25 protein-coding genes are annotated in these 24372 nt (G+C 44.3%); 10 read left to right on the top strand and 15 right to left on the bottom strand.

Annotated features, from left to right (window positions below; genetic code table 11):
* Positions 1–42 precede the first annotated feature (42 nt).
* A complete protein-coding gene (locus LIN78_RS02865; protein WP_227178253.1) occupies positions 43–855 on the bottom strand; it encodes a response regulator in 813 nt (270 codons plus the stop codon).
* Between the two features lie 216 nt (positions 856–1071).
* Positions 1072–2424: a DNA repair protein RadA gene (gene radA, locus LIN78_RS02860; protein WP_227178251.1), complete on the bottom strand. Its 1353-nt coding sequence runs from the start codon at positions 2422–2424 to the stop codon at positions 1072–1074.
* 135 nt (positions 2425–2559) lie between these two features.
* Here radA and LIN78_RS02855 point away from each other — a divergent pair, with 135 nt between their 5' ends.
* The 6 genes from LIN78_RS02855 (at position 2560) to LIN78_RS02830 (ending at position 8527) form a co-directional block, all read left to right on the top strand.
* Positions 2560–3942 (top strand): DUF1800 domain-containing protein, encoded by a 1383-nt coding sequence (locus LIN78_RS02855; RefSeq protein ID WP_227178249.1) that lies wholly within the window; start codon positions 2560–2562, stop codon positions 3940–3942.
* Positions 3943–3952: 10 nt separating this feature from the next.
* Positions 3953–5110: a DUF1501 domain-containing protein gene (locus LIN78_RS02850; RefSeq protein WP_227178247.1), complete on the top strand. Its 1158-nt coding sequence runs from the start codon at positions 3953–3955 to the stop codon at positions 5108–5110.
* A gap of 62 nt (positions 5111–5172) precedes the next feature.
* Entirely contained in the window at positions 5173–5853 is a 681-nt protein-coding gene (gene tsaB, locus LIN78_RS02845) for a tRNA (adenosine(37)-N6)-threonylcarbamoyltransferase complex dimerization subunit type 1 TsaB (RefSeq protein WP_227178245.1), read from the top strand.
* Positions 5850–6311, top strand: a complete 462-nt coding sequence (gene rimI, locus LIN78_RS02840) for a ribosomal protein S18-alanine N-acetyltransferase (RefSeq protein WP_227178243.1) — start codon at positions 5850–5852, stop codon at positions 6309–6311. The genes tsaB and rimI overlap by 4 nt, the downstream gene beginning before the upstream one ends.
* On the top strand, positions 6311–7273 hold the full coding sequence (locus LIN78_RS02835) for a uracil-DNA glycosylase (protein ID WP_227178241.1): 963 nt from the start codon (positions 6311–6313) through the stop codon (positions 7271–7273). The genes rimI and LIN78_RS02835 overlap by 1 nt, the downstream gene beginning before the upstream one ends.
* Positions 7274–7315: 42 nt before the next feature.
* Positions 7316–8527, top strand: a complete 1212-nt coding sequence (locus LIN78_RS02830) for an MFS transporter (RefSeq protein ID WP_227178239.1) — start codon at positions 7316–7318, stop codon at positions 8525–8527.
* Positions 8528–8539: 12 nt separating this feature from the next.
* On the opposite strand, the gene LIN78_RS02825 is transcribed toward LIN78_RS02830, so the two are convergent.
* Entirely contained in the window at positions 8540–9343 is an 804-nt protein-coding gene (locus LIN78_RS02825; RefSeq protein ID WP_227178237.1) for a class I SAM-dependent methyltransferase, read from the bottom strand.
* On the opposite strand from LIN78_RS02825, the gene gloB reads away from it, so the two are divergent.
* Positions 9342–10121: a hydroxyacylglutathione hydrolase gene (gloB, locus tag LIN78_RS02820; RefSeq protein WP_227178235.1), complete on the top strand. Its 780-nt coding sequence runs from the start codon at positions 9342–9344 to the stop codon at positions 10119–10121. The two genes, LIN78_RS02825 and gloB, sit on opposite strands and share 2 nt — an antisense overlap.
* On the opposite strand, the gene ispD is transcribed toward gloB, so the two are convergent.
* From ispD to rnhA, 3 genes are read right to left on the bottom strand one after another with little or no spacing between them, the layout of a single operon-like run.
* Positions 10118–10834 carry a 2-C-methyl-D-erythritol 4-phosphate cytidylyltransferase gene (gene ispD, locus LIN78_RS02815; protein WP_227178233.1) on the bottom strand — a complete coding sequence of 239 codons (717 nt, stop codon included), beginning with the start codon at positions 10832–10834 and terminating at the stop codon, positions 10118–10120. The genes gloB and ispD overlap by 4 nt on opposite strands.
* Positions 10834–11559: a DNA polymerase III subunit epsilon gene (gene dnaQ / locus LIN78_RS02810; RefSeq protein ID WP_227178231.1), complete on the bottom strand. Its 726-nt coding sequence runs from the start codon at positions 11557–11559 to the stop codon at positions 10834–10836. The genes ispD and dnaQ overlap by 1 nt, the downstream gene beginning before the upstream one ends.
* Before the next feature lie 26 nt (positions 11560–11585).
* Positions 11586–12029 carry a ribonuclease HI gene (gene rnhA / locus LIN78_RS02805; RefSeq protein ID WP_373307736.1) on the bottom strand — a complete coding sequence of 148 codons (444 nt, stop codon included), beginning with the start codon at positions 12027–12029 and terminating at the stop codon, positions 11586–11588.
* A 309-nt stretch (positions 12030–12338) separates the two neighbouring features.
* Here rnhA and LIN78_RS02800 point away from each other — a divergent pair, with 309 nt between their 5' ends.
* From LIN78_RS02800 to LIN78_RS02790, 3 genes are read left to right on the top strand one after another with little or no spacing between them, the layout of a single operon-like run.
* Entirely contained in the window at positions 12339–12905 is a 567-nt protein-coding gene (locus LIN78_RS02800) for an RNA polymerase sigma factor (protein WP_227178228.1), read from the top strand.
* A gap of 1 nt (position 12906) precedes the next feature.
* Entirely contained in the window at positions 12907–13284 is a 378-nt protein-coding gene (locus LIN78_RS02795; protein WP_227178226.1) for a DUF3619 family protein, read from the top strand.
* Entirely contained in the window at positions 13254–13673 is a 420-nt protein-coding gene (locus LIN78_RS02790; RefSeq protein WP_227178224.1) for a DUF3106 domain-containing protein, read from the top strand. Before LIN78_RS02795 ends, LIN78_RS02790 begins: the two co-directional genes overlap by 31 nt.
* A 28-nt stretch (positions 13674–13701) precedes the next feature.
* On the opposite strand, the gene LIN78_RS02785 is transcribed toward LIN78_RS02790, so the two are convergent.
* The 9 genes from LIN78_RS02785 to parE all read right to left on the bottom strand — a co-directional run bounded on the left by LIN78_RS02785 (position 13702) and on the right by parE (position 24314).
* Positions 13702–14889: a GGDEF domain-containing response regulator gene (locus LIN78_RS02785; RefSeq protein WP_227178222.1), complete on the bottom strand. Its 1188-nt coding sequence runs from the start codon at positions 14887–14889 to the stop codon at positions 13702–13704.
* Positions 14890–14974: 85 nt separating this feature from the next.
* The gene (zapE, locus tag LIN78_RS02780; RefSeq protein ID WP_227178220.1) at positions 14975–16093 is read right to left on the bottom strand and encodes a cell division protein ZapE; all 1119 of its coding nucleotides are present in this window, start codon (positions 16091–16093) and stop codon (positions 14975–14977) included.
* Between the two features lie 45 nt (positions 16094–16138).
* A complete protein-coding gene (locus LIN78_RS02775; RefSeq protein WP_227178218.1) occupies positions 16139–16630 on the bottom strand; it encodes a phosphatidylglycerophosphatase A family protein in 492 nt (163 codons plus the stop codon).
* Between the two features lie 20 nt (positions 16631–16650).
* Positions 16651–17613, bottom strand: coding sequence for a thiamine-phosphate kinase (gene thiL, locus LIN78_RS02770; RefSeq protein WP_227178217.1), 963 nt, complete (start codon positions 17611–17613; stop codon positions 16651–16653).
* A 29-nt stretch (positions 17614–17642) separates the two neighbouring features.
* Positions 17643–18092 carry a transcription antitermination factor NusB gene (nusB, locus tag LIN78_RS02765; protein ID WP_227178215.1) on the bottom strand — a complete coding sequence of 150 codons (450 nt, stop codon included), beginning with the start codon at positions 18090–18092 and terminating at the stop codon, positions 17643–17645.
* Positions 18093–18147: 55 nt separating this feature from the next.
* Positions 18148–18618: a 6,7-dimethyl-8-ribityllumazine synthase gene (gene ribH / locus LIN78_RS02760; protein WP_227178213.1), complete on the bottom strand. Its 471-nt coding sequence runs from the start codon at positions 18616–18618 to the stop codon at positions 18148–18150.
* 91 nt (positions 18619–18709) lie between these two features.
* On the bottom strand, positions 18710–19804 hold the full coding sequence (gene ribBA / locus LIN78_RS02755) for a bifunctional 3,4-dihydroxy-2-butanone-4-phosphate synthase/GTP cyclohydrolase II (protein ID WP_227178211.1): 1095 nt from the start codon (positions 19802–19804) through the stop codon (positions 18710–18712).
* Between the two features lie 169 nt (positions 19805–19973).
* Entirely contained in the window at positions 19974–22271 is a 2298-nt protein-coding gene (parC, locus tag LIN78_RS02750) for a DNA topoisomerase IV subunit A (protein ID WP_227178209.1), read from the bottom strand.
* Between the two features lie 60 nt (positions 22272–22331).
* Positions 22332–24314, bottom strand: a complete 1983-nt coding sequence (parE, locus tag LIN78_RS02745; protein WP_308443942.1) for a DNA topoisomerase IV subunit B — start codon at positions 24312–24314, stop codon at positions 22332–22334.
* Positions 24315–24372 lie beyond the last annotated feature (58 nt).

Below are 24372 nucleotides of genomic sequence, written 5' to 3'. Positions count from 1 at the left end.
TAGCTAACATCAACGCCTTCTTGAGTAAGTAGATCCGCAATATTAGTTGATGGTGAACCCAGAACGCATTAATAGGTTTTCTGTCGCCGCAATAAATGCAGGGCGCCAACGCTCTATCTCTGCCAACTGAACCGACATTTCAGACCAGCTAGCATCTTCACGCTTTGCCAGCATATCTAAAGCTAAACATGCTTGAAACGGTTGATGTGCTGTTAGTGTTCCGACCGATCCTTTTAAAGTATGCGCAATTCGTTGAACGGCGATACGATCTTTTGCCGCAAAAGCACCATGCAATTTTGCGCAAGAATCCGGTAACTGATGAATCAACAAAGTAGCAGCGGCAGCAACGGTTTTCACACTCAAACCAAGCGTAGATAATTGCTGCAAGATCGCCTCTTCAATTGCAGCTAAATCACCCGGATGTTTAGGCACACGCTCTTCATTTGGGATAAGCGTTTCAGTTTCTTTTTTCGCTGCTTCAGCAGGGCCAAACCACTGCTGCACCATTCCCTTGCTAACTGGTTTAACATAGAAATCATTCATGCCGGCTTCTAGGCAGTCTTTTCGATTTTCTGGGCTACCATAAGCAGTTAATGCAACAATTTTGCTTGGTGTAGCACCTGTTCGTATTTCATTTGCTCGTATCAGCCGACATGCATCTAAGCCATCCATGACTGGCATGTGACAATCCATCACAATCAGGTCAAATTGGGATTGTTCAGCCTTTTCAACTGCCTCAACGCCATTCACTGCTACTTCAACATCATCCGCGTATTGTTTTAACAGAAACAGCAATACCTGACGATTCGTCGCGTTATCATCCACAATGAGGACTTTGTGTTTCACTTCAGACATCTGGCCATTCTCTGCGTAAGTCATCCAATACGAAGCGTCTTTTTAATACTTCATCAACGTACTGGCAATGTATTTATTTCATCTAAACGAGCATTGACGTGCTAATCACAGATTAGTCAGACACTATGCTGATTTATTTCAGTATTTTCTTCAAAGCTATTGTAAACCACTCTGCTTTAAAAGTTGATAACGTAATGACTGCCGGTTCAGTTTACATTAATCAAAAAAGTAATCTAATGCTTGTTCAATTCTAGATACAGCATGGATAGTTAGTCCATCAATCGGTTGCTTTGGCGCATTTGCAGCAGGAACAATCGCGACATGAAAACCTAGTTTAGCCGCTTCTTTTAAACGCTCCTGCCCTCTTTGCACGGGTCGTATCTCACCAGCTAGCCCCACTTCACCAAACACAACCAGTTTTTCTTTTAATGGTCGGTTTTTAAAAGAAGAAATAATTGCAGCTAAAATAGCTAAATCTGCGGCTGGCTCAGATATTTTGACGCCACCGACGGCATTTAGAAAAATATCCTGATCAAAAAGCCCCAAACCACCAAAACGATGCAAGACAGCTAATAGCATGGCCAAGCGATTTTGCTCCATCCCATTTGCTAGGCGTTTTGGGTTAAACCCGTGTGCGTCTTCCACTAAAGACTGCACTTCGACTAATAATGGTCTGGTTCCTTCTTGGGTGACTAAGACGCAACTACCAGCAACCGGTGATTCATGGCCAGATAAAAATAAGGCAGATGGGTTGCTTACCCCTCGTAGGCCTTTTTCTGTCATGGCAAAGACGCCTAGTTCATTCACCGCACCAAAACGGTTTTTAAAGGCACGAATCAATCTAAAACTAGAATGCGTATCCCCTTCAAAATATAGCACCGTATCCACAATATGCTCTAACACACGCGGACCAGCCAATGAACCTTCTTTGGTTACATGCCCTACTAAAATAATAGTCGTACCGCTTTGCTTTGCAAATCGGGTTAATTGCGCAGAACACTCTCTTACTTGTCCGACACTTCCCGGAGCAGAACCTAATGCTTCGGAATAAATGGTTTGGATAGAATCAATCACCGCTAATTGTGGACGATGTTTTTCAAGCGTCGCGAGGATCTTTTCTAGTTGAATTTCAGCTAATAGCTGCACTCCCTTAGATTGCACATTCAGACGTTTGGCTCTTAATGCAATTTGTTCTGCCGACTCTTCACCAGATACATATATCACCTGCATCCGATCCGTCACGGAGCATAGGGTTTGCAGCAGCAAGGTAGATTTACCAATCCCCGGATCACCACCAATTAAGATCACCGCCCCATCGACCAAACCACCACCTAAAACACGATCAAATTCGCCTAATCCGGTTGGGTGCCTAGGGATATCTAGCGCTTCAACAGACTCTAACGATTGTAGTTCGCTGGTATTAGCTAATGATTTAAAACGTGTAGGGCCAGTATCCACCACAGTTTCTTGTAATGTATTCCAAGCTTGGCAATGAGGACATTGTCCTTGCCACTTTGGCAAGGTGCCGCCACATTCAGTACATACATAGATGGATTTAGTTTTGGCCATTATTTTCCGAACGCTGGATACAAGAATTTACAAATGAAAGAAGTTTGCAACAGGAAAGGTTGTCATTTATCCGCAGTTTCATGCGTTTATCATGTTAAGCTAACTTAATCATTCTAATCTGATTTGAGGGTGAAAATGCTATCACATCAAAGATTCAGAACTAAGCAAAAAACACAGTTATTGATTGGTTTTTTCCTGACCTTTAAGTCAATTTGTGTATTTGCCGCACCACTTGGATTTGAAGACGCCAAGCACCTGTTATCTAGAACAGGATTTGGCAGCCCCACCTATGCTGAAATCCAATCAATCGCAAAATTAGAGAAAGAAACGGCAGTTGATACGCTTCTTAATGCGAATCAAGCAGATAATTTTCCGCCGCCCTCCTCCGATGTACTGGCATTTGTTTCAAAAAGTGACATCAAAGATCTCTCCGAACAAGACAAACGTGCACTAGCTGCCAAAGTTAGAGGAAATGCCCGATCATTACAGGCTTGGTGGATGGAGAGAATGATCGAGACGCCAAACCCTCTCACAGAAAACATGACCCTATTTTGGCATGGCCACTTTACTTCTGGCGTTGATAAGGTAAAAGAACCTCGTTTAATGTATGCACAAAATGAGTTGCTTCGAAAAGCATCGTTAGGCAATTTTGCAGCGCTACTACATGCCATCGCCAAAGACCCTGCCATGCTGGAATATTTAGATGGCGCGCGCAGCAAAAAGAATAAGCCAAATGAGAACTTTGCCCGTGAGCTATTAGAGCTATACACCATGGGAGAAGGTCATTACACGGAATCCGATATCCAAAACCTAGCAAAAGCCTTTACTGGCTGGACGATTGACCGTGAAACCGGTGAGTTTGTTGAAAACCCCAAACAAATGAATCGTGATGAGAAAACGATTTTTGGGCAACAAGGAAATTGGAGTGGAGATGAGGCAATTGATCTCATTTTATCTAAACCAGAAACCGCTAGTTGGATTACCTCTCGTCTGTGGCAACACTTCATTTCAACGAAACTAGATGATAAAACCAGAAACCAGTTAGCCAAATCATTTGCAAGCAATTACGAAATTAAACCCTTGGTTCGTTCCATTTTGTTATCCCCTGCGTTCTGGGCAAAAGATAATCGAGGCACGCAGATTAAATCCCCTATTGATTTAGCGGTAAGCACCATTCGGCTTTGCCCACCAGAATCAGTGAACTATGAGCAGTTAGTGAATACAACGGCCAGTTGGGGCGAAAAATTAATGGAGCCGCCAAATGTCAAAGGTTGGCCCGGCGGTAACACTTGGATAAATAGTAATACCCTCACCTTGCGTAACCAATGGCTGCAAACCTATGCCGCAGGTAAAAAAGATAAAACTCACAGCAAAGTATCGGTGAAAAGTTGTCTCAATCTTTTACCTAAAGATTTGCCCCTAACGACAGCGTATTTATCTCTCGCAGAAAGCAGCAATCAGCCGGTGATAACCAACTTTGCAGATCTATTTAGTCAACCCGCTTTTCAACTGAAATAAGGAGTAGAAAATGGACAGAAGACATTTTCTTCAACTAAGTAGTGCATTAGCAATTTCAGCGGGTTCGATGGGGCTGCCTGCGTTTGCGAAAGCCGCCCCGAAAAAGTCTTTATTCTTGCTGATTGAACTCAAAGGCGGGAATGATGGTTTAAACACCCTCGTCCCCTACAAAGATCCCCTGTATTTTTCAGCCAGACCAACAATCAGCTTATCCGCAGATACGCTGTTACCCGTATCAGATAGTCTAGCGTTACACCATTCCCTTTCTGCTCTTCTACCGCAGTGGGACACCAAACAACTCGCCCTATTACAAGGAGTGGGGTATCCAGCGCCAAATTTCTCTCATTTTAGGTCTATCGATATTTGGGACACGGCATCCAATAGTAATCAATATTTGCAAGAAGGATGGTTAAGTCGATTTGTTCAAACCAACGGGAAACAATTTAACCAAATTGCAGATGGCTTAATTTTTGGCACGGACACCTTAGGACCATTTGCCGGAAAATCTAACGCCTTGGTGATTTCCAAAAACCTTAAGTTAGAAACCTTAGATGAACAACCAACAATGATACAACCGGCGTCATCTTCGAAAAATGATGCCTTAGCACATCTTAATGCCGTCAGTGCCGAGTTAAACCAAGCAAAATATGGTTTGCGTAAACAAGACGTCGCCACCAACTTCCCGAACTCAACCTTTGGTAATGATTTGAAATTACTTGCAAGCTATTTAGCAGGTGGCAGTGAAATCAATATTGCAAGGGTCTCTCTTAGCGGTTTTGATACACACACCAATCAACTCAGCCGACAAAAGCGACTCTTACAAGAGTTTGCCGAAGGGATTACAGCATTTAGCGAAGAGATGAAACAACAGAATAGATGGGATGACACGCTCATCCTTACCTACGCGGAATTTGGCCGCAGGGTCAAAGAAAACCAAAGCGGCGGTACCGATCATGGCACAGCAAACGTACATTTTGCTTTAGGTGGCCGAGTAAAAGGTGGTTTCTATGGCAATACACCTTCGTTAGCCCAACTCGACAACGGAAATCTCGTCGCTAATATCGATTTTAGACAAATTTACGCCACGGTGTTATCGCAATGGTGGCAAACCTCACCAACCAAGGTGCTAGGAAAACCGTTCGAGAACATCCCTTTTATTCTCTCTTAGCCACCTAAATTTCTACCTAACGCATAGAGAAGATTCAGACAGCTTCAAGTATAATGTTGCCTATGAAAATACTAGCCATTGATACTTCTACCGAGCAACTATCACTAGCCTTATGGCTAGATGGAAACATTGTAGAAAGAACCGAACCACCTGGTGAACAACACTCATCGCTTATCTTGCCAATGATTCAAGAATTAATGGCAAGTGCTGCGGTCGATCCAGCCGAGTTAGATGGCGTGGCATATCCAGTTGGTCCTGGTGCTTTTACAGGGTTACGCGTTGGATGTGGGATTGCTCAAGGCTTAGGTTTTGCGCTCAATATCCCCTTACTTGGTATTTCAACTTTGAAAGCAATGGCCGCAGCAGTTGAAACCGATGGCGAAATTCTAGTCTGCCTAGATGCCAGAATGGGACAAGTCTATACCGGCTTGTACCAGCTAGAAAATGCTACGCTCTCAAATCTAGAAGCCGATAGACTAGCCAATCCAGAAGAGATTTCCCCACCGAAAGCCGGGGTGCACTTAGTTGGAAATGGCTTTTTTGCCTACCAAGACAAATTTCAGCCGCAGCTACTGTCAACATCGACACTGATTCAAACACATCAGTTACCGCATGCACGCGCATTTGCCAAAATCGCTGCAAAAGACCTTGAAGCAGGGCTTGTAACAGATGCAAAAGAATCTGGTTTGGTTTACTTGCGTGACAAAGTCGCACTTACTACCAAAGAACGTGAAGCAAAATGACAGCACCAGCAGTTGCTTTGCCACTCACACCAAAATGGTTAGACGCGCTAATCGAATTAGATGCAGCAGCTGGTGATTGGCCGTGGCTAAGAACCCAGTACGAAGGTTCATTTGAACACCATGATCTGGTTCTCGGCTGGGTTGAGCACGAGCAATTAATTGCTTTAGCGGTTTTTCAAATTGTTTTAGATGAAGCTAGCTTGTTAAACTTTGCCGTTGCAGCAGAGTATCAATCGCAAGGCTATGGAAAACAGTGGTTTACCGCCATCTTGAAAGCCATTGAAAACAAACGCTGCTCGAAAGTTTTTTTAGAACTTAGAGAAAGTAATATTCGCGCGAAAAAACTCTACGAGCGAATGGGCTTTCAAACAGATGGTATTAGAAAAAATTACTACCCCTCTCACAATGGAAGAGAAGCAGCTATCTGTATGTCGTTAGCCATAGAAAGCCATGATTAATGCAAGTGTTTGATGAACAGTTTCTAAAAGCGATGGGGCTTTGGCCACTTTGGATTCCCAAAGAGACGCCAGCCCCAGCGACAGATATTGATCAAAGCATTCCACTTTCAAGCAACGTAACAGCGGTTGTGCACACCTCATCTGAAGAGCGTACAAACACACATCCTCCAGACCATGAGCACTCGTACACACCACCAGCGTTTACATCCAATACGAAAGCAGCGCCATCCGCTACTGCAAAAGCTGGGCTTGCTGCCGCCTTAGCGGCGGCAAGAGGGGGCAGTAAACCTAGTAACACCCCAGCACCTAATACGCCTAAGGCTCCTGTTACGCCAATCTCAGAAACACCAACCCTACAACCGGCGGAAGATTTACAAAACTTAACCGTCAGTAACAAACCTGAAACAGACAATTGGGACAAACTGTATCAGGATATTAGGGCTTGCCGCGCCTGTTCCTTATGCGAGTCTAGAACGCAAACGGTTCCTGGCGTCGGAGATGAAACGGCAGACTGGTTATTTATTGGCGAAGCACCAGGGGCAGAGGAAGACAAACAAGGCGAACCGTTTGTTGGTACTGCAGGTAAATTACTAGACAATATGCTGCTTGCCACAGGCTTAAGACGTGGCGAGCAAGTATATATTGCAAATGTCTTGAAATGCCGTCCACCAAACAATAGAGACCCGCTGCCAGAAGAAGTAAATGCTTGTCGTCCATTTTTAAAACGCCAAATTGATCTCATTGCACCTAAACAAATAGTGGCATTAGGAAAATTTGCAGCAAACACCTTGTTAGCTCAAGAAACAACCTTAAGTAGTCTTAGAGGTAAAGTTCACGAATCTCATGGCATTCCAGTCATCGTGACTTACCACCCTGCCTACCTATTACGAAATCTGCCAGACAAAGCAAAAGCATGGGAAGACCTATGCCTAGCGAAAAACACAATAAACCAACCGCGCTAACCGCCCTTTTCACATGGTGGTTTGCGCAGGAAGCAAGTTCTCATGCTAACCAAACTATTTAAGCTATACCCAGGTTTCTTAAACTTCTGGTCTGCCCAAATTTTATCGACGGTCGCCAGACAAATGGTGGTGGTTGCCATGGGATGGCAGATCTATGACCTCACCCACAGCGCAATGAGCCTAGGTTTAATGGGGTTGGCTCAGTTTCTGCCGCAATTAACATTCACATTACCAGCCGGTGTGTGTGCAGATCGCTTTAATCGCCAACGCATCACTTACACCTGTCAATTCATCGAAGCCATTGGGGTGGGGTTTATTGCTTACGGATCATACAACGGGACATTAACAGAAGGCTGGCTTTACGCCATGGCTTGCCTTTTAGGTACAGCCAGAGCATTTGAATTTCCTGCGACCCAATCCATCTTACCGAACCTAGTCAAACCAGATCATTATGCGCAAGCCATGGCACTTGGTAGTGCTGGTCGCGAAGTAGCCGTCATTGGCGGCCCAGCGCTTGGTGGTTTTTTATACGCAGTGGGTGCAGATTGGGTATACGGTATTAGTGCGACCTGTTATTTAGTCGCCTCATTATCCATTATGCAAATTAAAGGGCTGACACAAGCAGTTGCTCAAAGTCGCAAAGTCACCATGGAAGTGCTACTAGGCGGCATCGCCTTTATTAAGAAAAGACCGGTGATTTTAGGAGCAATTTCTTTAGATTTATTCTCTGTTCTTTTGGGCGGCGCCACAGCGCTACTCCCTATTTTTGCGAAAGATATTCTGCATACTGGCCCGTGGGGATTAGGGTTATTACGCTCCGCACCTGCTGTCGGCGCTCTAGTAATGTCTCTTTATCTAGCCAAACACCCACTGAAACACCATGTAGGCCTAAAGATGTTTGGTGCAGTTGCGATGTTTGGTATTAGCACCATCTTATTTGGCATTTCTAGTTGGTTTCCGCTTTCCTATGTAGCCCTTGTACTACTAGGCGCATCAGACATGGTCAGCGTTGTGGTTCGTACTACTTTAGTTCAACTAGAAACCCCAGATGAAATGCGCGGACGGGTAAGTGCGGTGAATGCTATCTTTATTGGCACATCAAATGAACTAGGCGAGTTCGAGTCTGGGCTTACTGCGCATTGGTTTGGCCCAGTTGCCGCAGTGGTTATTGGCGGTATCGGTACGCTGATTGTGGTCGCAAGTTGGATGAAACTCTTCCCTGCGCTAAGAGATAGGCAGGAATTAAAAGAATAAAGTATGTACAGTTTAGCTTTCTAAGGGCTCTTGTACGGGAGGTATGGTTTCTTGGTCTAAACGGAAATCATCTCTCCCTGCGACTAGCTTCAATCTAGATGGCCGCTTATGCTTAGCAAGTTGACGCTGCACAACGCCGGTTAAACGCATGCTGTACACTTTTTTCGTTGCTTCAATAAAATAAACCGCACCTAAACCAGACCACCATTTTCCGCCTGCAGCTTCCATAAAATGAAACCGAGTTTGCCATTTCGGTTGTGCGCAAGGAGGAATATACCCCCCCGTTTCACTGCTTCGTATCTTGAAATTTAATAGCAACAACCAGTCTTTCACCCTAGGTAAACTAATAAAATTTCCCGACCAAGGCATGGCATCTCGTCCAATAAAACGACGGCCACCCCACAAACTAGCAGGGTTAAAACCAGAAATTAGTATTCTTCCTTCAGGGATTAGCACTCGCTGGGCTTCACGTAATACTTGGTGAGGATCTGTCGTAAAATCTAAGAGATGAGGTAACACGAGCACATCCACACTATTGGTGGCAAATGGCATGTTTAACGGGTCGGCGACAATATGAACGGTAGGGCCTTGTCCAGCCAAAATCCGTTGACGAATTTTACAACTTGCGAGTAGATTGACTTCTGACGAACCAAATTGAATAGCAGTAAAGCCAAATTGGTTTTCCAGTGTTTTGAAAAACCAGCGGCTTTCCATTTGCAAAATGTACTGCCCTAATGGACTAACCAACCACTCCGCCCATTTATCAGCATCAAATGAGCGATTTCTTGACCAATCACTATTAGACCACTTTGCCATGCTTACACTCGTTTCTCTTCGTGCATTTGATGATAATTATATCTGGGTCTTACAAAATGGCACAGACGCCATTGTCGTTGATCCCGGTGATGCAAAACCAGTCGCTAAATACTTAACCGCAAATCAGTTGAATTTACAAGCCATCTTCTGCACCCATCATCACGGAGATCATATTGGCGGTATAGCAGAACTAACAGCGAAATATCCACAATGTGATGTCTACGCGCCACCCACTGCTCGTTTTGACCACCTCAGAACCTGTTCGTTTCAATCAGAGATTATCGTATTAGGTAAAAGTTTTGAAGTAATGTCGGTCCCCGGTCACACGATCGATCATATCGCCTTTTATGGTGAACCTTGGTTATTTTGCGGAGATACGCTGTTTGGAGCGGGATGTGGTCGCTTGTTTGAAGGTAGTCCACTAGAGATGCAAACCAGCCTAGATAAACTAAGTGCATTACCAAACACCACACTTGTTTGCTGTGCGCACGAATACACGTTAAGCAACTTAAAGTTTGCTCAAGCCGTTATGCCATCTAATACGTTTGTGCAAAAGCGTATACTAGCTGATCAAGCACTAAGGGCGACAGACCAACCCACCCTACCATCCACCCTTTTGGTCGAAAAAGAAACCAATCCATTTCTTAACCCAACAGATGAAGAGTTAATTTCACAGGTACAAGGTTGGGTAAAGCAAAACTTCCCTCAAGAAGCGCCATTAGCAAAAGATAGGCTAACGACTTTTACCTTATTGAGGGAATGGAAAAATGTATTTTAAGAAGAGGGATTAGATTGCTTTAATCCACCCAATAAAGCAGAAACGACCATCATATCCTCAGGGAAAGTCACTTTCAGGTTGTTTCTGCTACCACTTACGAGCCTAGGCGAAAGCCCCAATGCCTCAATGGCAGAAGCCTCATCAGTTACTAGTTTTAAGCTTCCTTCATGCGCTTTAGATAGCAATCCCCAACGGAACATCTGCGGCGTTTGAGCTAACCAAAGTACCTCTCTTGGTACCGTTTCTACAATATGAAAATCAGCATTTGCACGTTTTACCGTGTCAGGCACGGGTACCGCTAATATCCCTCCGACACTATCCCCCGATACTTCATTCATCAGCGCAGTTAGCTCTTTTCCACCTAAACAAGGTCTAGCCGCATCATGCACCAAAATCCAAGGGTTTTTCTTTGTAATGTCTACATCTAAAGCCGCTAAGCCATTACGTACGCTTTCCGCACGTGAAGCCCCCCCTACTTTTTCCACTCGCAGCAACGGCAAGTCTGTCCAGGTAAACTGATCAAACCAAGGATCATCCGGCGCAATCACAACGCAAACTTGCGAAATACGAGCATCCTGATGCAACGCCGCAATCGTATGCCAAAGAATCGGCTTTCCATCGACTTCGAGATATTGCTTTGGACGATCAGATAGCATCCGTGCCCCTACTCCAGCCGCCGGCACCAATGCAATATAAACATCACTCACAGACATCAAACCGCCTCTGCTTCTGGAGGATTCAACAAAGAGACCCATAGGCTAGGTGATTTATTCGCCTTTTCCAGATCTGCCAAATATTGTTGATGAAGGCTATCCTCTTCTTCAGACAACTGACGAACACTCGGTCTAGCCGACAATTCTTTATGTTCTGTCGCTAATTGGTTTGAGCCACTATCAGATTCTAAATCCATGACCAAGCTATCTTGGCCTCTGGTCATCTGCAAATAAACTTCTGCTAATAGTTCAGAATCGAGCAACGCGCCGTGAAAGGTACGTCCAGAATTATCTACTCCGAAGTCACGGCAAAGTGCATCTAGATTGTTCCGTTTACCTGGGCGAAGATCTTTCGCCATGACTAGCGTATCTAATACAGATGGGCAAATTTCCTCAATGAGTGGCTTACCAGCTCTCGCTAATTCTGCATTTAAAAATCCCACGTCAAACGGTGCATTGTGAATAACTAATTCAGCCCCCTCGACAAAGGAAATAAACTCATCAGCAATTTCATCAAACTTTGGCTTATCAGCCAAGAAATCGGTTGTAATGCCGTGAACACGAAGCGCACCTTCATCTGATTCGCGCTCTGGATTGATATATAAATGTAAATGTCGCTTCGTCAACCGACGATCAAGCAGCTCTACACAAGCCAATTCAAGGATACGGTGCCCTTGCTTAGGTTCCAGACCGGTTGTTTCCGTATCAAGGATAATTTGGCGCATGAAATTAACTTCCTATCACTACAAAATTATTTAGCTTCTAGCACGCCTAGATTCGCTAATTCATCAGCTCGTTCATTCATTGGATGACCAGCATGTCCTTTCACCCAATGCCAGGTAATATCATGAGGACGAGCCAAGTCATCTAGCTTCATCCAAAGATCTGAATTTTTAACAGGATCTTTAGATGCAGTTTTCCAGCCTCTTGCTTTCCAGCCAGACAACCACTCTGTCATCCCTTTGAGGACATACTGAGAGTCAGTATATATATGTATATTACAATTTCGCTTTAGCAGCTTTAGCGACTCAATAACCGCAGACATTTCCATGCGATTGTTGGTGGTTTCTTTTTCCCCACCCCAGATTTCTTTTTTCTTTTCGCCGTAACACAAAATAGCCCCCCACCCACCAGGACCAGGATTTCCCTTACATGCACCATCTGTATAAATGGTCAAAATGCTATCGGACAAAATAAAGCCTTTTACGTAAAAAACGGTAGCGTACCGAATCTTAAGAATCGGTACCTCATCAATCAATGTAGAAGAATGCAAACAGACTTTTGCATTTTTTCAATAACAGCGTTACTCCTACAAGACCCTATTTTACCGTTTCCTAGCCTATCTGTAACGCTCGGTTTTACTAGCCTTTCTTCTTTAAAAGCCCTAACATGACGCCTCGTGATCTTTTTTAGAAAATAGTGGCTTTTTTCCATGTCAACCAGTTTATTATTTGAGCGTTTGATTACTATAACGCATCAATTTTTAAAAAGTTGGGCCGTCTAAATGGCTAGCAGGACAGAACTGTCGCAGTTCCTTGCTGACATTGAGAAACGTGCATACCGACACGCAAGATTAGCCGTTCAAAATGACGAACATGCATTTGACATCGTACAAGATGCCATGCTGAAATTAGTCGACAAGTATCAAGATAAGCCGATTGAAGAGCTACCGTTGCTTTTCCATCGCATCTTACATAATGTCATTAATGATTATCACCGTCGTCAGAAAGTAAGAAATTTTTGGGTGCTTCCCTTTAGTCTCTTTGCAGGCAAAGAAGACGAAGAGGATGAGTTTGATTTACTTAGCTCAGTCGAAAATGATCAGTCATACGGCAAAGACCCAGCGTTAGCGTTTAATGATCAAGAAACGTTAAAACTAATCGAAGAAGGCTTGGCAAGGCTGCCGCAAAGACAACGTGAAGCATTTCTTTTAAGATATTTAGAAGAAAACGATGTCGCCACGACAGCCAGTATTATGGGATGTTCTGAGGGCAGTGTAAAAACGCACTGCGCACGGGCAAATGCGAGTTTGACCGATTGGCTCAATAAACATGGCATCAAAGGGGTATAACATGCAAAATCAGGAAGAAAAGACGATTCGCCTCGTCAAAGAGGCGCTAGACAAGCAGCCTTCATCACTTTCTGATGCTGCCCAAACGCGTTTACTTGTTGCCAGACAAGCAGCCCTAAAAGCATACCGACCACAAGAAAATCGTACGATTTTCTGGCGTATCAACCATGTTCTTCATTTAGGTGAACACCCAGTTGCCTATTCTGCAAGTGCTTGCATTATTGCAGCGGCCTTGGCATTTGGCTGGTGGTTTAGTACAGCAGAAATGGAAGATCATGTGGATATTGATACCCAATTACTTACTGATGAACTTCCTCCACATGCATATTTAGACGAGCAATTTGCATCATGGCTAAACAGCTCTCAAAATCCGTCCTAATTCTTCTACTTGCAGCCGCGTCTCAAGTAGCCGGAGCGGCAACTGCAGATACGGCAATTACGTGGGACTCTCTATCTGCGCTAGAGAAGCAGGTACTTTCGCCCATTTCGAAAGAATGGAAAACGCTCAGCAGCAAGCAGCAAAAAACGCTTCAAGGTATTGCAGGAAAATATAATCAATTACCAGAGGCTCAAAAAGTCAGACTCCAAAGCAGATTAAAGCAATGGGTAGCGATGACCCCTGCCGAGCGTAACAAAGCGCGTGAGCAGTATGTAAAATTTAAGGCGCTACCGGAAGGCACACAGAAAAATATCAAAACCAAACAAAAAGAAACTGTCGCTTCAAAAGTAGTTGCACCAACAACTGCTTCTGCAGTGAAAAAACCCTAAAAAAATAGCCACTTGAAGTGGCTATTTTTTATTGCATACTTTTCGCTTTCGCTTGAATTTGCCCAACATCCATCCCAAGTCCATAAAGCCCATTCGCCAGCTCTAGTAAAGGAACAAGTCGTTCAATTGCTTGAGGCAAACGATCCAAGACACGATCTGTTTGGTCTGAATTTAACCAATCCAAGATTTGATCAATAGACTGATAGCTTGATTCAACCGACTCACCCACCGCGGATTCAGTCTGTCCGTTCGCGCTCGCCGTAGCAACCTCGGCCGCAGCCTCTACCCAATTACCTCCTTGGTCTTGGGCATATTGTCTGCGCTGGTTCGCCGCACTAATTAGCTCTTCAAAACTTAAATTCGGAAACTGCTCTGTCGAAACGACACCAATACTACAAGACAGTGCGATAGTATCGCCTTTATAACCAATTTTAGCTGCACTGGTTGCTTGGCACATACGATCAGCAGCCACCAAGGCTTGGTTCGTCACAGCGCTAGGTAGTGCCACAATGAATAAGGCACCCGAAACATGCGCAACCAAATCTTCGCCACGCAGTTTACCGGCAAACATTTTGCCAAGTAATTGCAGCACTTTATTGCAAACCGCGTCAGGGTAACGTTGGCTTAATTCATCAAAGCGATCTAAGGCAATAGATAAACAGGACACTGAGGTGTTGTGGCGATTACCAAACGATACAAACTTTTCCCCTTGTTTACGGAGATAATTAATCGTAAACAAGCCAGTAACAGGGTCCGTTGTCGCCTCTTCCGCAATCGCTTTGTTAGCAACCACTAATTTAGATTCAATTTCACGCTTTTCTAAATTCGTTTTTACACGGACCAACAACTCTGCTTGGTCAGTCGATTTAGTAATAAAATCACTAGCACCAATACTGACTGCATGCTGTTTGGCTCCCGGTTCATCATCACCAGAAATAATAATGACGGGCACATGACTAATACGCTGATCATCATACGCACGGATTCGTTGTAGCAAAGCATGCCCATCTAGTTTAGGCATAGATACATCGCTAATAACTAGACGAATACTATCGTCCGCCAGCAAACGCGCCCACCCTGCTTCGCCATCAGCTTCTTCGATTAAGTCGTAAGTATCTGACAGGTGCTTACGTAGAGAAGCCCTTACCATACGGGAATCGTCAACAATCAGAAGTCTAGTTCGTTCTGAAAATAAATTTTCTGTATCACCCAACATGTTGCACTCCGAATCCCTATTAACTAGCGCTCAAGCACCAGCCTATCGTGTCTTTATTACAATGACTAGCTATTCCTTAATAAATCTAGGCAATATGAGGTAAAGCTAAATATTCTTCACTCTGCATTTCTTCTAAGCGACTAATTGTTCTAAAGAATTCATTAGAAAAAGCACCCTCAGTATAGAGCTCTGTTACAGGTACATCGGCAGAAATAAATAGTTTTACGCGTTGGTCATAGCAAACGTCGACAAGCCAAGTAAAACGTCGTGCCTCTGATGACATGGTTGACGTCATTTTTGGCACTGACGCTAAAATTAATGTGTGATGTGCTCGAGCAATCTCAAGATAATCGACTTGCGATCTAGCCGACTTACATAAAGTATCAAAATCAAACCACGCTACACCGTGAGACAATTTAATTGCCTTGATAGTTCTACCTTCAATATGCAGTTCTGGCTTAGCTAATTTACCGGTAACGACAGAATCAAAAATACTTTGTAGCTGAGCAGGCGTCTCTGGAGATTTTGTCGACAAATAGGCAGGAATGCGTGTCAGCGATCTCAAGCGATAATCTTTACCCCCATCTACATTTTTGATTTGTAATTGAGCGTTTAAAAGTGCAATTGTTGGCAAAAAGTCTTCCCGCTTTAATCCATTCGGATACAAATCATCCGGCGGATAGTTTGAGGTCATCACAAACACGACACCACGCTCAAACAAAGCAGCCATCAATCGACCGAGAATCATGGCATCAGCAATATCGCTCACATGAAACTCATCAAAACAAATCACCCTATATTTCTTTGCAATTCGATCAGCAACAGTAATCAGAGGGTCTTTCTCACCTTTTAGTGTTTTTAGTTCATTATGAATATCAAACATAAAATGGTGAAAGTGCAATCTTACCTTCCGCTTATAGGGTAGGCAGGTAAAAAAAGCATCCATCAAAAAGCTTTTTCCACGTCCGACTCCACCCCACATATAAATCCCTTTTGGGACATCAGGGGAAGGCAAGAAAATCGCTAATTTACGGTGTCTTTTTTGCTTAAACAATAAAAGCTGCTGATAGAGTACATCGAGTGATTCTATTGCTGCAGCCTGAGCATCATCAGCTTGAAATCCACGTTGCGTTAGTGTTTGTTCGTACCACGCAGCAGGGGAAAGATTGGTATTTTGCTCTGGTGAAAACGCATGTTGTGACATTTTGCAAAACTTTCTACATCACCATTAAATTAACTAAATGAGTTACTAACGAATAAATAAGGCATGAACAAATAGAAAGACGACCCATGCCATCACAGCGGCTAATAGATCATCCCACATCACACCAAAACCATTTTTCCACTTACGATCAAACCAACTAATTGGCCACGGTTTCGCAATATCAAACAGGCGAAATAAAATCAGCGCGCCAAGTTGGGCCTGCCAAGTTTGAGGAATTAACGCGTAAAAAAGTAAACAAGCAACGATTTCATCCCAGACAATTGCTCCATGATCTACAACCCCTAATGCTTTACCTGCCACTGCACAGAAATAGATGCCAATCACAAAAAAGACAACAGAAAGAATAATGATCTGGATCGGAGAAAAAAAGGCCGCCAGCAATAGATAAAGTGGCCAAGAGAGAATAGAACCAAATGTACCAGGGGCAACCGGCGCCAAGCCGCTGCCAAAGCCAAGGGCAAAAAAATGGGCTGGATTTTCAACTAAGAAAGCAAAAGTGGGCTTACGTTTTATCATTTGAAGCTCAAGGTATTGTCTTAAGTGGAAAAGTGATCAAAAGCTTGAAGCGATTGTTGCAAAGGGGCATCGCCACGCATAAATCTGACAGCCTTCGCCTCTTGCTCAATCATCGACCCTATTCTAGTAATTGCTAACTGGTGTTTTTTCGATAATGCATGAATTGCCAACCGATGAGAAGGGTTTGCAGTAAAGCACAATTCGTAATCATCCCCACCAGCCAAGACCGCCGACTCCCATCCATCAAAGGATTGATATCGCTTTACCACATTAGAAACAGGTACATCACAAGACTGTACCCGTGCCGTCAGGTGCGATGCTTTTGCAATATGCGCCAAATCGCCCGCCAAACCATCAGAGATATCTAGCATCGCACTAGCAATTTCCAGCAATTCGGCACCAAGCGCACATCTTGGTGTTGGATTTTCTAAATAAGAACGCAAATAGTCTATTTCAGCCTTATCAGTAATATTTAAATTACCGAGAAGCTCTTGTAGAGCAAGCGCCGCATTCCCTAGGTTACCTGTCACCCAAATATCATCACCAAGCTTTGCGCCACTTCGCAAAATCGCCTGATGCTTTGGGACCAACCCCATAATCTGAATAGATATTGTCAACGGGCCTGCCGTCGTATCACCACCAATGAGATCTACTTGGTGTTCTTCAGCGATAGAAAATAACCCTTCAGAAAAAGCCGCTAACCAAGCGTCATCAATAGTTGGCAAACTAATGGCGAGTGTAAACCATCGAGGAATAGCACCCATCGCAGCCATATCAGAAAGGTTTACTGCAAGTGATTTTCGACCAAGCAGAAAGGGATCAACATCCGCAAAAAAATGTCGGCCAGAAACCAGCATATCAGCAGAGATGGCGAGTTGATATTCAGAGGGAATAGAGATAAGAGCGGCATCATCACCGACGGCAAGATCTGTAGATCTTGCCGGTCTGGTGAAATAACGTCTGATGGTATCGAACTCAGACATTAAAGACTTTCTGTTTGAAGAACGAGAAATTACGCGCGAGGTGCATTCACTTCGGTTGCACGAAGTTTTGCAGCGAGTTTATCCAACACGCCATTCACATAGCGGTGTCCATCCGTGCCGCCAAATGTTTTGGCTAGTTCAATGGCTTCATTCATGACAACACGGTAAGGCACTTCCGCTGTATGAATAAATTCATACGTTGCGAGTAATAGCACCGCTCTTTCAACCGGGCTAATTTCTTCGTATGGACGATCTAAAAATACAGATACTTCCGTTTTTAGATATTCAATTTCTCTTAAACAGCCATTTAGCAGGTTCTTGAAAAGTGGAATATCACACTTGTTGAAGTCTTCGATTTCGTCACGAAGATTCAACTCAATCTGCAATGCCTCTGCATCTGTTAACTGCCACTGGTATAAACCCTGAACTACTAGTTCACGGCTACGACGGCGGGCACTTTTCTTTTGTCCTTGACTCATGACTTTTAACACTTCCTATTTAGCTATTTTGTAGGACAAAATAACTAAATTATTTTCAACTAATTCTTTTTAATAAGCAGGCCATTTCAACAGCAACTTTTGCTGCGTCAGAACCTTTTTCATGCATACGAACTTCAGCTTGTTCATCATTCTCTGTAGTCAACACTGCATTCGCAATTGGAATACCAGCATCTAGTCCCACACGAGTAATTGCCGAACCTGATTCATTTGAAACCAATTCAAAATGATAGGTTTCGCCACGAATCACTGCGCCTAAGGCAACTAAAGCATCAAACTTTTTCGTTGCAGCCATTTTTTGCAGCACAAGAGGAATCTCTAATGCACCAGCAACCGTTGCCAATGTGACATCCGCTTCATTCACACCAAGGTTTTTCAACTCTTTTAGGCAAGCAGATAGCAACCCTTCACATACAGGCGTATTAAAACGGCTCATCACCACGCCAATTTTTAAACCTGCGCCATTGAATTCAGAAGGAATCTCTACCACACCATTAAAACGGGACATGATTAACAACCTTAAATGACTACAATTGTGAATTTTTCGATTATAGCATGACACCCCATGCCTGTGGGCAGGCATGGGGTGTTACTCTGGATTACTCTTCAGGAGACAGAAAACCAGTAACTTCTAGATCAAAACCCGTCATACTTGCCAAGCGCATTGGTGTCGCCATCACTTTCATTCGTTTGACACCAAGATGAGACAAGATTTGTGCACCAATACCAAATGTTTTTGCATCCCATTTGGCTGGTCTAACATCTTTTTGCGGGAACAAATTCGCCAGCAATTCATCACCCGACTCAGGACGATGCAATAGCAAAATTACGCCTTTGCCTTCTTGCTGCACGCGTTGCATCGCTTTAAAAAGCGCCCAAGAGTGTTTAGATTGGCCGATATCAAGTAAGTCAATCACAGAGATTGGCTCATGAACGCGAACAAGCACATCATCTTCAGGAGAGATATCTCCTTTAACTAGCGACAATTGCACTAGTCCAGACAAGGTATCTTTAAAAGCGACCAAACGGAAATCACCAGCTGGCGTAGTAATCTCACGATCAGCAATTTTTTCTACCAAGCTTTCTGTCTGATGGCGATAATGAATTAAATCGGCAATCGTACCAATTTTTAAATTATGTTCTTTGGCAAACTCGATTAACTCTGGCAAACGCGCCATCGTACCGTCGTCATTCATGATTTCACAAATAACCGATGCAGGCTCTAAACCTGCCAAGCGAGCCAAATCACAACCAGCCTCTGTATGACCAGCACGCACTAACACGCCACCCTTCTGGGCACGTAGAGGAAATACATGGCCAGGCTGCACAATATCTGTCGCTTTTGCATTTCTGGCTACTGCTGTACGAATCGTATGTGAACGATCTGCCGCAGAGATACCCGTGGTTACACCCTCGGCTGCTTCAATTGAAACCGTAAACGCCGTTCCGTATTGAGTGCCATTTCTAGCTGCCATCATCGACAATTGCAATTGATCAACGCGTTCTTCAGTAAGCGTCAAGCAGATAAGTCCACGCCCGTATTTGGCCATAAAGTTAATGGCTTCAGGGGTAACAAATTCAGCAGCCATTACCAAATCGCCCTCATTCTCACGATCTTCTTCGTCCACCAAGACGACCATGCGGCCAGCACGAATTTCTTGAATGATCTCTTGCACCGATGCGATTGAATACACGGAATATCCTTTTAAGCTAATTTGCCTATTGGTTTTTGTTGTTTCTTCTCTATTGAGAAACAGCTCACCACATTATCTACAATCATTTATATATGAGGGCGTTTTCTCGATCAACAATAGCAGAAGATCGACTTTTACATCGATCTTCCCATTTCGCTTTAGTTTTGTATTAGAAAAGGCTACCTAAAGATTGGCCACGTTTTAAAAATGGCTTCCCTTTTCTGGCTCGCTTACCTACAAATTCGACAAAACGATCACCTTCAAGAACAACCTCTTCAGTTCGTCCCGTTCTTAGCGTAATGTGGCTCACAAATTTAGTGCCGTCACACCAGACCATTGATGCTAATGGGTCGTCTTTATCCAAGCCCATTAAAATCACGCCCTTACCTTTTGGCAATTGCTTAATTTCGGATGCTTGAACCAGCAATAATTTTCCCGCATCAGACAAGAATGCTGCGTAGCTGGTTTCAATCGCGCTAGTGACTAACACAGGAGCAAGCGGTTTCTCGGTTTCTTCTAACGTCATAAAGACTTTACCGGCGCGTTGTCTTGTCATCATGTCAGACAATTTACAGATAAAACCATATCCACCTGTATTGGCAACCATCAATGCATGTTCTGGCGGTGCGGAGAAAATTTGGCTGATCTTCGCTTTATCTTGCAACTCAATCAAGGTGGAAATTGGGATGCCATCGCCACGACCAGTCGGAATATCGGTCGGATCAATTTGATAAGTACGTCCTTTCGTATCCATCACAATTAACGGATACACTGTGCGTGTTTCAATGGCAGCAAATAGCGCATCACCCTCTTTAAATCCAAGGCTGCCAACATCAATACCATGACCGGTTCTTGCCCGAATCCAGCCATTTTTAGACACAATTAATGTGACTGGCTCGTTTGGCACCACTTTCGCCGCATCCGCGCGCTGAGCTTCTTCGATATGCGTACGGCGATCATCCCCATACTTTTCAGCATCTGCACGTATCTCATCAATCACTAGCTGGCGACGCGCATCTTCGCTGCCTAGTAAATGACGTAGTTGGCCCTCTTCTTCTTTCAGTTGATTGAGTTCAGCCTCAATTTTAAAGCCTTCCAACCTTGCCAATTGTCTTAAGCGAATTTCAAGAATATCTTCAGCTTGAATTTCACTTAATCCAAATGCACTCATCAGCGCTGGTTTTGGCTCATCAGACTCTCGAATTACTCGAATCACTTCTTCGATGTGCAAGAAGGCAATCATGCGGCCATCAAGAATATGAATACGCTTTTCCACTTGTGACAAACGGTGCTGCAAGCGGCGGGTCACCGTATCAAAGCGATAGCTACACCATTCACTGATAATTTGTTTCAGATTTTTTTGCTGCGGGCGACCATCTCTCCCCACCATCACCAAGTTCATCGAAACCGATGTTTCCAAACAGGTATGGGTGAGTAAAGCGGCCATAAACTCATTTGGATCGACCGTTCTCGATTTTGGCTCTAATACAATTCGAACAGGACTATTCTGGTCGGAATCATCCCGAACCTTGTCTAACAACCCAGTCATCAAGGTCTTGATGGTTTGCTGTTCAGGGGAAAGCGCTTTTTTCCCCGCTTTTACCTGCGGATTAGTCGCCTCTTCAATTTCCAAAAGCACTTTTTGGGTAGAAGTGCCTGGCGGCAATTCTGTCACGATAATTCGCCATTGCCCTCTGGCCAATTGCTCGACTTCCCATTTAGCCCGGACACGTAAACTTCCGCGCCCACTTTCATAGGCATTTTGAATGTCTTGATCACTACTAATAATTTGACCGCCACCTGGAAAGTCTGGCGCAGGGACAAACTGACGTAGTTCTGAAATCGATACTTCCGGATTTTCTAAAACAGCAATCGCCGCAGCAGCTACTTCACGTAAATTATGCGGAGGGATTTCAGTTGCCATACCAACGGCAATACCAGAGGCACCATTTAATAGCACCATTGGCAATCTGGCCGGTAAGAGAGATGGCTCTTGGCTAGTGCCATCATAGTTCGGAATAAAATCAACCGTACCCTGATCTAGTTCGGACAGCAGTAGTTCGGCAAATGGCGTTAACCTTGCTTCGGTGTATCGCATGGCGGCAGCGCCGTCACCATCTCGGCTACCAAAGTTACCTTGCCCATCCACCAACGGGTAGCGCATCACAAAGTCTTGAGCCAAGCGCACCATGGCTTCATATGCAGCACTATCTCCATGCGGGTGATAGTTACCCAACACTTCACCTACTACTTTTGCACACTTAACGTGCTTAGAGGACGCAACCAACCCCATTCTGCGCATTGCGTACAAAATACGTCTTTGCACAGGCTTTTGCCCGTCCGCAACATCTGGAAGTGCGCGACCTTTTACCACACTCATTGCATACTCTAGGTATGCACGTTCTGCATATTCGCCTAATGCTAAAGCGTCATCAGGCATTAAATCGTCAACAACTTGGTCATTCATGATCAATCAACCGGGTCATGTATTTTTATCAATGATTCAGAGAAGGCAAGCAGTAGCCTATTAAATGTCTGCTTCTACTTCGTTGCCTTTTAGTTCCATCCACTCGCGTCTGCCGGCCGCCTCGCCTTTACCCATCAACATAGACATCAACTGCTTCGTAGGCTCTACTGATTGATTAGGCACCATTACTTTGTATAGGCGGCGCGTATCAATAGCCATGGTGGTTTCTTTTAGTTGGTCTGCATTCATCTCACCCAGACCTTTAAAGCGGCCAACAGAAATATGGTCTGCTTTAACCCCCTCGTCAGACAACCGATCCAAAATATGAAATTTCTCGGCTTCATCTAGCGCATAGAATTTACGTGCCGGCTTTCCTTTGCCCTGACTTGCCGTATCAATACGAAATAGCGGAGGCTTGGCAATATAAACATGACCAGCAGCGACTAATTTTGGAAAGTGACGATAAAAGAGCGTCAACAGCAACACTTGAATGTGAGAGCCATCCACATCCGCATCTGACAAAATAATAATCTTGCCGTAGCGCAACCCTGACAACACACTATCAGGCTCAGTAACATCATGAGGATCCACCCCAATAGATGCGGAAATATCAGCAATCTCTCGGTTAGCGAATAATTGTTCACGTGGGGTTTCTAAGGAGTTCAGCACCTTTCCACGGAGCGGCAAAATGGCTTGGTACTCTTTATCTCGTGCTAATTTTGCAGAACCACCGGCTGAATCACCCTCTACCAAAAATAATTCATTGCGCTCAATGTCTTCGGATGCACAGTCGGTCAATTTTCCAGGTAGCACAGCAATACCAGAACTCTTGCGACGCTCTACTTTTTTCACAGAACGTAGGCGGCTCATGGCTTGCGAAATCGCCATTTCGGCTAATTTCTTTGCGTCTTCTACATGCGCATTTAGCCAAGTCTCAAATGGTAATCTCACCACACCCGCGACCAACTTTAGCGCTTCACGGCTATTTAGCTTTTCTTTGGTTTGGCCTTGGAATTGAGGATCTAGCACTTTTGCAGATAGCACAAACCGTACACGTGACCATACATCTTCCGCTTGCAACTTCACATTGCGCGGCAACAAATTATGATGATCAATAAAGTCTCTTAGCGCTTCGAACAGTCCTGTACGCAAACCTGCTTCATGGGTTCCACCGGAAGCGGTTGGAATCAAATTCACATAAGACTCACCGCCACCCGCTTCATTTGTCCATACAACCGCCCAAGCTGCGCCCTCACCTTCAGCAAAACTATCGCCATCTGATGGTTTGCCGCAGTATTTCTCTGCAGCAAAAATAGGAGCAATTAACTCAGCATCCATACACATTTCAGCTAAGTACCCTTTTAAACCATCAGGATAGCTCCACGTTTTGCTCTCTAATTGGCCATCTGCTTTTTCATGATGCAAGCTGACAGTGGTTCCGGGCAAAAGCACCGCCTTAGCCCTAAGCAAACGCTCTAATTCGCTTCCACTAACTTTTGGAGATTCAAAATATTTGCCATCTGGCCAAACGCGAACACGTGTTCCGCTACGTTTTTGGCCACACGTGCCGACTTCTGCTAACGGTTCAATCACATCACCGGCAGAAAAAACGAGGCGATGCACTTTTGCCTCTCGCATCACCTCGACCTCTAAACGCGTCGACAATGCATTTGTGACAGACACGCCAACACCATGTAAGCCACCAGAGAAGCTATAAGCGCCACCATCTTTTTTATTAAACTTACCGCCAGCATGTAGACGAGTAAATACCAACTCAACGACTGGTACGCCCTCTTCTGGATGCAAACCGACAGGAATACCACGACCATCATCAGAGACCGATAACGACCCATCGGCATGCAAAGTCACTTCAATTTTTTTAGCGAACCCAGCTAATGCTTCGTCAGCCGCGTTATCAATCACTTCTTGGCAAATATGAGTTGGATCTGTCGTCCGGGTGTACATACCAGGACGTTCTTTTACAGGCTCTAACCCTTTTAAAACGCGTACCGATGACTCGTCATATTGCTTAGACATTCTTATATTCCACTAACCAGAACAATATTCGCGTGGTTATACCACGGTTTAATTAAGCTATAAA

The organism is Leeia speluncae, assembly GCF_020564625.1.
In the GTDB taxonomy this organism is placed as follows: domain Bacteria; phylum Pseudomonadota; class Gammaproteobacteria; order Burkholderiales; family Leeiaceae; genus Leeia; species Leeia speluncae.
Note: the sequence above shows the minus strand (reverse complement) of the source record. Positions and strands in the feature narration are given on the sequence as shown.

Coding starts and splice junctions, on each gene's coding strand:
- LIN78_RS02865 (WP_227178253.1), bottom strand. CDS start 855: ATGTCTGAAGTGAAACACAAAGTCCTCATTGTGGATGATAACGCGACG.
- radA (WP_227178251.1), bottom strand. CDS start 2,424: ATGGCCAAAACTAAATCCATCTATGTATGTACTGAATGTGGCGGCACC.
- LIN78_RS02855 (WP_227178249.1), top strand. CDS start 2,560: ATGCTATCACATCAAAGATTCAGAACTAAGCAAAAAACACAGTTATTG.
- LIN78_RS02850 (WP_227178247.1), top strand. CDS start 3,953: ATGGACAGAAGACATTTTCTTCAACTAAGTAGTGCATTAGCAATTTCA.
- tsaB (WP_227178245.1), top strand. CDS start 5,173: ATGAAAATACTAGCCATTGATACTTCTACCGAGCAACTATCACTAGCC.
- rimI (WP_227178243.1), top strand. CDS start 5,850: ATGACAGCACCAGCAGTTGCTTTGCCACTCACACCAAAATGGTTAGAC.
- LIN78_RS02835 (WP_227178241.1), top strand. CDS start 6,311: ATGCAAGTGTTTGATGAACAGTTTCTAAAAGCGATGGGGCTTTGGCCA.
- LIN78_RS02830 (WP_227178239.1), top strand. CDS start 7,316: ATGCTAACCAAACTATTTAAGCTATACCCAGGTTTCTTAAACTTCTGG.
- gloB (WP_227178235.1), top strand. CDS start 9,342: ATGCTTACACTCGTTTCTCTTCGTGCATTTGATGATAATTATATCTGG.
- LIN78_RS02825 (WP_227178237.1), bottom strand. CDS start 9,343: ATGGCAAAGTGGTCTAATAGTGATTGGTCAAGAAATCGCTCATTTGAT.
- ispD (WP_227178233.1), bottom strand. CDS start 10,834: ATGTCTGTGAGTGATGTTTATATTGCATTGGTGCCGGCGGCTGGAGTA.
- dnaQ (WP_227178231.1), bottom strand. CDS start 11,559: ATGCGCCAAATTATCCTTGATACGGAAACAACCGGTCTGGAACCTAAG.
- LIN78_RS02800 (WP_227178228.1), top strand. CDS start 12,339: ATGGCTAGCAGGACAGAACTGTCGCAGTTCCTTGCTGACATTGAGAAA.
- LIN78_RS02795 (WP_227178226.1), top strand. CDS start 12,907: ATGCAAAATCAGGAAGAAAAGACGATTCGCCTCGTCAAAGAGGCGCTA.
- LIN78_RS02790 (WP_227178224.1), top strand. CDS start 13,254: ATGGCTAAACAGCTCTCAAAATCCGTCCTAATTCTTCTACTTGCAGCC.
- LIN78_RS02785 (WP_227178222.1), bottom strand. CDS start 14,889: ATGTTGGGTGATACAGAAAATTTATTTTCAGAACGAACTAGACTTCTG.
- zapE (WP_227178220.1), bottom strand. CDS start 16,093: ATGTCACAACATGCGTTTTCACCAGAGCAAAATACCAATCTTTCCCCT.
- LIN78_RS02775 (WP_227178218.1), bottom strand. CDS start 16,630: ATGATAAAACGTAAGCCCACTTTTGCTTTCTTAGTTGAAAATCCAGCC.
- thiL (WP_227178217.1), bottom strand. CDS start 17,613: ATGTCTGAGTTCGATACCATCAGACGTTATTTCACCAGACCGGCAAGA.
- nusB (WP_227178215.1), bottom strand. CDS start 18,092: ATGAGTCAAGGACAAAAGAAAAGTGCCCGCCGTCGTAGCCGTGAACTA.
- ribH (WP_227178213.1), bottom strand. CDS start 18,618: ATGTCCCGTTTTAATGGTGTGGTAGAGATTCCTTCTGAATTCAATGGC.
- parC (WP_227178209.1), bottom strand. CDS start 22,271: ATGAATGACCAAGTTGTTGACGATTTAATGCCTGATGACGCTTTAGCA.